The 7,567-nt window shown below is 31.3% G+C and carries 5 protein-coding genes and 3 rRNA genes; 1 reads left to right on the forward strand and 7 read right to left on the reverse strand.

Translation table 11 applies throughout. The features are described 5' to 3' along the window. The 5 genes from CLOTH_RS10080 to CLOTH_RS10100 form a co-directional block, all read right to left on the reverse strand. Positions 1 to 71 (reverse strand): 16S ribosomal RNA (locus tag CLOTH_RS10080); the annotation flags it as partial. A 307-nt stretch (positions 72 to 378) separates the two neighbouring features. Continuing rightward, positions 379 to 894, reverse strand: a complete 516-nt coding sequence (gene nrdG, locus CLOTH_RS10085) for an anaerobic ribonucleoside-triphosphate reductase activating protein (protein WP_079413670.1) — start codon at positions 892 to 894, stop codon at positions 379 to 381. A gap of 15 nt (positions 895 to 909) precedes the next feature. Then, a complete protein-coding gene (locus CLOTH_RS10090; RefSeq protein ID WP_079413672.1) occupies positions 910 to 3,255 on the reverse strand; it encodes an anaerobic ribonucleoside triphosphate reductase in 2,346 nt (781 codons plus the stop codon). Between the two features lie 221 nt (positions 3,256 to 3,476). Then, positions 3,477 to 4,211, reverse strand: a complete 735-nt coding sequence (locus tag CLOTH_RS10095; protein ID WP_079413674.1) for an AIR synthase related protein — start codon at positions 4,209 to 4,211, stop codon at positions 3,477 to 3,479. A 3-nt stretch (positions 4,212 to 4,214) separates the two neighbouring features. Continuing rightward, entirely contained in the window at positions 4,215 to 5,741 is a 1,527-nt protein-coding gene (locus CLOTH_RS10100; protein ID WP_079413676.1) for a cobyric acid synthase, read from the reverse strand. 140 nt (positions 5,742 to 5,881) lie between these two features. On the opposite strand from CLOTH_RS10100, the gene CLOTH_RS10105 reads away from it, so the two are divergent. Then, on the forward strand, positions 5,882 to 7,066 hold the full coding sequence (locus CLOTH_RS10105) for a pyridoxal phosphate-dependent aminotransferase (RefSeq protein ID WP_079413678.1): 1,185 nt from the start codon (positions 5,882 to 5,884) through the stop codon (positions 7,064 to 7,066). Positions 7,067 to 7,130: 64 nt separating this feature from the next. Here CLOTH_RS10105 and rrf read toward each other — a convergent pair. Both rrf and CLOTH_RS10835 read right to left on the reverse strand, forming a co-directional pair. Continuing rightward, positions 7,131 to 7,247 (reverse strand): 5S ribosomal RNA (gene rrf / locus CLOTH_RS10110). 216 nt (positions 7,248 to 7,463) lie between these two features. Beyond that, positions 7,464 to 7,567 (reverse strand): 23S ribosomal RNA (locus CLOTH_RS10835); the annotation flags it as partial.

A 7,567-nucleotide genomic window follows, 5' to 3' on the forward strand; every position in this document is an offset into this window, starting at 1 on the left:
CTCCGCTCGACTTGCATGTGTTAGGCACGCCGCCAGCGTTCATCCTGAGCCAGGATCAAACTCTCAAAAATAATTTGGCTCATATGAGCTGACTTTATGGTTAATTGAATTACTATTCGTCTGCTGTTTAGTTTTCAAAGTTCATCTTGTGACTTTCTTAAGTTTATATCATTCATTTCATTTTGTCAACAAGTTTTTTATTTCTGTCCTGTCGACAAGTAATAATATATCATGTTTCTTTATATGTGTCAAACACTTTTTTTGAAAAATTTATTTCTTTTTCTTCAAAGCTTTTTCCTTACAAAGTTTAGATTGCCCAGATGTTTTAAAAATATACATATTTAAATAAAAAGAAGATGACTACTAAATTGTCATCTTCTATATATAATCGCTGTGAGGAATTAACTTTTTATTTATTAGTGATTTTTTAACATCTATTATTCTTTGATTTTTTGATCCTCTAAATTTTATGAATATATCCTTTTTATCTTCTATAAACCTTCCATCAACTAAAACGTCTATGTCTTCTAAAAGAGTTATCCATTTTTTGTGGTTTGGATTATTTTGGTTCATTATTTCTTCAAAAGTATATCCTGTGTATGCCCATATATCTAAATTGTTCTTTTTTGCTTCTTTACATATTATAGACAAGGCTTCTGGTTGCTCAAATGGATCTCCACCACTTAGCGTTATTCCTCTTTGAAGTTTCACTTTTCTAATTTTTTTTATTACATCATCAACAGATACCTCAAACCCTGAGTTAAAATCATGAGTTTGAGGATTGTGACAACCTTTACATTTATGCTTGCATCCTTGAGTCCATATTACTGTTCTAAGTCCTGGACCATCTACTATGCTGTCCGTAACTATATCTGAAGCTAGTTTTATTTTCATTTAACCACCTCAAATTTAGATGTGTTTTACTCTATCTCTAACTTCCGCTCTTTTAGCATTATTAAATCTGTCAACTGTTCCTACTAAATAACCTGTTATTCTTCTTATTCTCTCAAAATATATTCCATCTTCTCCATCTTTTCTTCCACATACAGGGCATACATCATCTATAACTCCATTGTATCCACAAACAGGATCTCTATCTACGGGATGGTTTATGCTTCCATATCCGATACCTGCCTCTTTCATAGCTCTAACTATGGCTTCAAATGCCTCTAGATTATCAGATGGATTTCCTTCTAATTCAATATAAGTTATATGACCTGCATTAGTTAGTTCATGATACGGAGATTCTATATTTATTTTATCGTATGCTGATATTTTGTAATCTACTGGAATATGAAATGAGTTTGTGTAATATTCCTTATCTGTAACCCCTTCTATACTTCCATATATAGATTTATCAACTTTGGTAAATCTCCCAGAAAGCCCTTCTGCTGGAGTTGCTATAAGAGAGAAATTTAGATTATATTCTTTGCTTGTATCATCTAATCTTTTTCTCATTCTAGTTATTATTTCAAGACCTAATTTTTGTGCCTCTTCACATTCTCCATGATGTTTTCCTATTAAAGCTTTTAGACACTCTGCAAGACCTATAAATCCTACAGTTAATGTTCCGTGTTTTATTACTTTTCTTATTTCATCATCGTGAGAAAGCTTATCTGAGTCCATCCAAACACCCTGTCCCATAAGGAAAGGAAAGTTTTTTATTTTTTTAGATCCTTGTATGTCAAATCTCTCCATAAGCTGATCTATTACTAGATTTATTTTTTCATCTAGTTCTTTATAGAACTCTTTCATATCAGCTTTTCCCTTGCTTACCATTCCATGCTTTATGCCAAGTCTTGGAAGGTTTATAGTTGTAAAAGATAGATTACCTCTTCCAGTGACTACTTCTTCTCCACATACATTTCCTATAACTCTTGTTCTACATCCCATATAAGCAACTTCTGTGTCAGGCTTGTTTTCTTTATAGTACTTGAAGTTAAACGGTGCGTCTAAGAAGCTAAAATTTGGGAAAAGTCTTTTTGACGAAACTCTACAAGATAGTTTGAACAAGTCGTAATTAGGGTCATTCTCGTTCAAATTTATTCCTTCTTTTACCTTAAATATTAATATAGGAAATATAGGAGTTTCTCCATTTCCAAGGCCTCTCTCAAAAGAAAGTAAAAGGTTTTTGCTCACAAGTCTTCCTTCTTTACTTGTATCCGTTCCGAAGTTAATACTTGAAAAAGGCACTTGAGCTCCTGCTCTTGAATGCATTGTATTTAAGTTATGAACAAATCCTTCCATAGCCTGATAAGTTCTTCTATCAGTATCTTTTAAAGCTTTATTTTTAGCGAAGTTATGAATTTTCTCAGAAGCCTTGTAATCATTAAGTATTTCATTTATTTTATCTATAAATATTTTATCCATATCTTCACAGATATCTATAGTTTTCATATTGTTAGCTATAAATTCTGATAGACTTTCCTGTATCTCATCAAGTGTATCAAATCTGTCATAATAATTTAGCTCTATTGAGTTTAGCACATGCTCTTTGTACAGCTTTCTATATGTCTTAAGTACACCTTGTGCTAATCCATAATCAAAGAAAGGAATACTTTGTCCTCCGTGCTGATCATTTTGATTTGATTGAATAGCTATAGCTGCAAGTGCCGCATAGCTCATTATATCTTGTGGCTCTCTTAAGTGACCATGTCCAGTTGAGAAACCTTGCTTAAATAGCTTTATCGGATCTATCTGACAACATGTCAATGTCCCCATATTCAAAAAATCCATATCATGTATATGTATGTCTGCATTATCATGGGCAATAGCATGTTCTGGCTTTATAACGAATGTCTTACAAAACTCTTTAGAAACAGCACTTCCATACTGAAGCATAGTTCCCATAGCTGTATTTCCATCTATATTTGCATTTTCTCTTTTTATATCTGCTTTATCTGCATCTGCAAATGTTATTTTTTCGATAGATTTCATAAGCCTAGTTTTAGAGTTTCTTATTCTGCTTCTCTCTGCTCTATAAAGTATATATGCTTCACTAGTTTTTGCGTGTCCATCCTCTATCAAAACCTTTACAACAGCATCTTGTACATCCTCAACACTAGGTATTTTATCTATATACTTTTTATTAAGATAACTTACTACTTTATCAGATATTTCATCAGATAAATTGTAATCAGCTTTTTTACCTTCTTTTTCAGCTACTTCTGAGGCAGCTAGAAATATCGCTCTAGTGATTTTTTCTTTGTTGAAGGTTATTATTCTTCCGTCTCTCTTTTGAACTTTTGTTATCATGCTTTACCTCCGTTACACATTATATTGTGTTTATTATTGACATATACACAATATATAGTCATACATATCCAAAAAAAATCCCCTTAACCAAGTTAAAGGGCTTTTCTTCAGTTTTAACTATACATAGATTATCAGATTTATATCTGTTCGTCAAACAAGTCCAATACATTGAAATTGCTTGTCCGTTTTTTTGAAAGTTAGTAATTATAAGGGTTGTATTTTTAAGAGAAAAATTTTCCTATAATATTAATTGGACATTTTATACTATTTTTAAGTTTGCTAAGATTTTCTTCATTTATCGCTGCAATAACACATGTAGATGGTCCTGCCGATTTTGATATATCTATATTTGATTCAATATATTCTATATTTAGATTTCCAATTTTACTCATAACTTCTGATTCATATTTTATTCCTTTTGATCCAACTGGAATTATGCAATTTATGTATTCTAAATTAATTATTTTCCTAAAATCATCAAAAGAGATTATTTCTTTATCAGTTTGTATATCTATTTCAGATCCTACTTTTGGAATTCCTAAAACGACTATAAGATCATTTTCTCTAGGCTTATTATATTTTTCGTAATCTTTATCAACTCTTCCTATTACAGTTAACCCTAAAAACGTCTGTAATGAAATAAAATTTTCTTCTGTGCTCCCAGTTATAGGTATATCTATTTCATTTTCTCTTAGGAATTTTTTTATTCCGTTTATGATTTCATTTCCACCTTTTTCCATAGAAGTGCCTAGATTATCTACTATGGCTATTGGATTTCCTTTTATTGACATAAGTTCCATCATACATACTCTAGTTGTAAAATATGATACCAATTCATAGGGTGCTTTAACTTTGTCAAACTTTTTAAGCCCTACGCCACAGCATGAGTCACAAGATATTACCAGATATTCTTTGTCATTAATATCTAGAAATAGTAAATCTCTATACTTTTTCAAATTTTATACACCACTTTCTATTATTTCATATATTTTGTTCATATCTACATTTGACTTTACTATGTTCGCTAATTTATTATATTCTTTTTCTTTAAATTCGCTAAATGACTCAACGCTGCTTTCTATTTCTCCTAATCCTTTGCTTTTTCTAACGTTATTTAGTAGTTTTCTAGTGAAATTTATATTATCAAAAATTCCATGTATATATGTTCCTACAACATTTCCTTGACTATTGACAGCTCCTTCTAAATCACTTGTAATCTTACCTAATCTTTCATTAATTCTATCAAAATACACAGATTCACCACACAACTTACTTCTTCCCATATGTATCTCATACCCTTCTATATTACATCCTTTTAATCCTTCTAAATATCCACTTCCCTCATACTCTATTATTCCCTTAACCTGTGTCGTAACCTTTTCATCTTCAAATACTGTTTCTATATCTAAAAAACCTATCCCATCTATTTCTTTTATTCCGCATTCTACACCTTTTGGATCATACAGCTTTTTACCTAACATTTGGTATCCACCGCATATACCAAATATTAACTTACCTTTTTTATGTAGGGCTTTAATTTCTTCTTCTATTCCACTTTCTCTTAAATATATAAGATCTTCTATAGTGTTTTTGCTTCCAGGAATTATTAAGATGTCCGGATTTCCTATAGATTCTCCTCTAAGTACATATCTTACATTTACATCTTCTTGCGTTTGGAACACATTAAAATCAGTAAAATTAGATACATGAGGAAGATATAAAACTTCTATATTTATTTCTTTATTAGACTTTGATCTTCTTTTAAATATTTCACTTAGGCTGTCTTCATCTTCGATATTTATATCACTGTATGGGATAACTCCTAGTACAGGAATCTTTATTATGTCTTCTAACATTTTAAGCCCTGGCTCTAAAATTTTTATATCTCCCCTAAATTTATTTATTATAACTCCTTTAACCCTACTTCTTTCTTCTTCATTAAGAAGCATCATCGTTCCTGCAAGCGATGCAAAAACTCCTCCTTTATCTATATCCCCTATTAAAACAACAGGAGAGTTAGATAGCTTTGCCATTCCCATATTTACTATATCATTTTCTCTAAGATTTATTTCAGCTGGACTTCCAGCTCCTTCTAATACACATATATCATATTCACTAGTCAATTCTTCATATATTTCTTTTATCATATTTTCAAGCTGTGGCTTAAACTTATGATATTCTTGAGCATCCATATTCTTGTGAACTTTTCCTTTGAATATAACTTGAGCTTTCTTATCTGTTGTAGGCTTTAATAATATAGGATTCATTCTAACATCAGGTTCGATTCTCGCAGCCTCTGCTTGAAAAACCTGTGCTCTTCCCATTTCTAATCCTTCCTTAGTTATAAATGAGTTAAGAGCCATATTCTGTGATTTAAATGGAACTGTTTTGTATCCATCATCTTTAAATATTCTACAAAAAGCAGCCGTTATTAAACTCTTTCCTACTCCTGAGCCAGTTCCTTGAAACATAATAGATTTTTTCATTTATTTTCCTCCCAATATATGTATATACTTCCCCTTTATTACTTAAAATCTTAATACTACCTAAAATTTTAGCATCTTTTGCTCAATTTTTCACGTTATGATATATAATTTATATATATAAATCACATAGGAGGAAGTTTATGTTATCTAAAAGACTTAGCAGTATTACTCCATCTTTTACTATAGGAATAAGTTCTAAAGTATCACAACTAAAAAAACAAGGACAAGATATAATCGATTTAAGTATAGGAGAACCAGATTTTTCAACTCCAGATGCTGGAAAAGATGAAGCTGTAAAGGCTATATTCGCAAATAAAACTAAATATGACTTAGTTCCTGGAATAATAGAATTGAGAAATGAAATAGTAGATAAGCTTTATAAAGAAAACAATGTAAAGTATGATACTGATGAAATTGTAATTTCAAATGGAGCTAAACATGCTATAACTAATGCTTTAATATCAATATTAGATTACAATGATGAGGCGCTAATCCCAAAACCTTACTGGGTTAGCTATCCTGAAATGGTCAAATTAGTTGGGGGAGTTCCTGTATTTGTAGATACAAAAAAGGAAAACCAGTTTAAAATTACTCCTCATGAAATAGAAAGTAGTATAACTCCTAATACGAAAATACTATTTTTGTGTAATCCTTCTAATCCAACAGGAGCCATATATACTAAGGATGAACTACAAAGCATAGTTGATGTTTGCGTAAAAAATAATATATACATATTAGCTGATGAAATATATGAAAGTATCTGCTATGGAAATGAGTATATAAGTGTAGCTTCAATATCTAACCATGCAAAGGATATAACCATAACCATAAATGGATTTTCTAAATCTGCTTCTATGACGGGATGGAGGCTTGGGTATTCAGCATCTAACAAAACTTTAGCTAAAGCTATTTCCACTGTACAAGGCCATTTAGTATCTCACCCATCTACTATATCTCAATGGGCTGGATATGGATTTTTGATAAATGCCAAAGATGAAATGAGGCAAATGGTAGAAATGTATAAAAAACGTAGGAACTTAGCTGTTTCCATGCTATCAAAAATAAAAGATTTGGACTATATTTATCCACAGGGTGCTTTTTATGTGTTCATAGATATATCTAATCTTAAAGATAAGCTAAAAACCACTGAGAGCCTTTCTATACAGTTCTGCGAGAGCTTACTTCAAGAAGAAAAAGTCGCTGCTGTACCAGGAATAGCATTTGGAATGGACGATTATATTAGGATTTCATATGCTTGTAGCAACGATGATATTGTAGAAGGTATCCACAGAATAGACAGATTTATTAACAATCTAAATAAATAGTAGAAAAGGTGAGCATTAATTCAATGCTCACCTTCTTGTATTATGACCCAAAATAAAAAAGATTATCTGGCTACGTCCTACTCTCCCAGGAGGCTTCCCTCCAAGTACCATCGGCGCAAAAGAGCTTAACTTCTGTGTTCGGAATGGGAACAGGTGTATCCTCTTTGCTATAGTAACCACATAATCTTAATTGTCTAATATATTTTGTTTGCTTTACATATTTAGTGTAAACTTAAGAATCGACTTTCAAGCCCAAGTTATTTTAATGTACTTGATTTGAATTTACATTCTAGAGTTGACTTTCAAGCTTGCTTGAGGAAACTCGGAATGTGAATCAAATCATAATACTAGTTAAACTAAATATGAAGCATAGTACTTTCAAAACTGCATAGCATATTTGGTCAAGTCCTCGACCTATTAGTACTCATAAGCTGAACACATTACTGCGCTTACACCTTGAGCCTATCAACCAAGTAGTCTTCTTGGGGTCTTACCTTAAAA

The organism is Alkalithermobacter paradoxus, from assembly GCA_002029295.1.
Taxonomy (GTDB): Bacteria; Bacillota; Clostridia; order Peptostreptococcales; family Peptostreptococcaceae; genus Alkalithermobacter; species Alkalithermobacter paradoxus.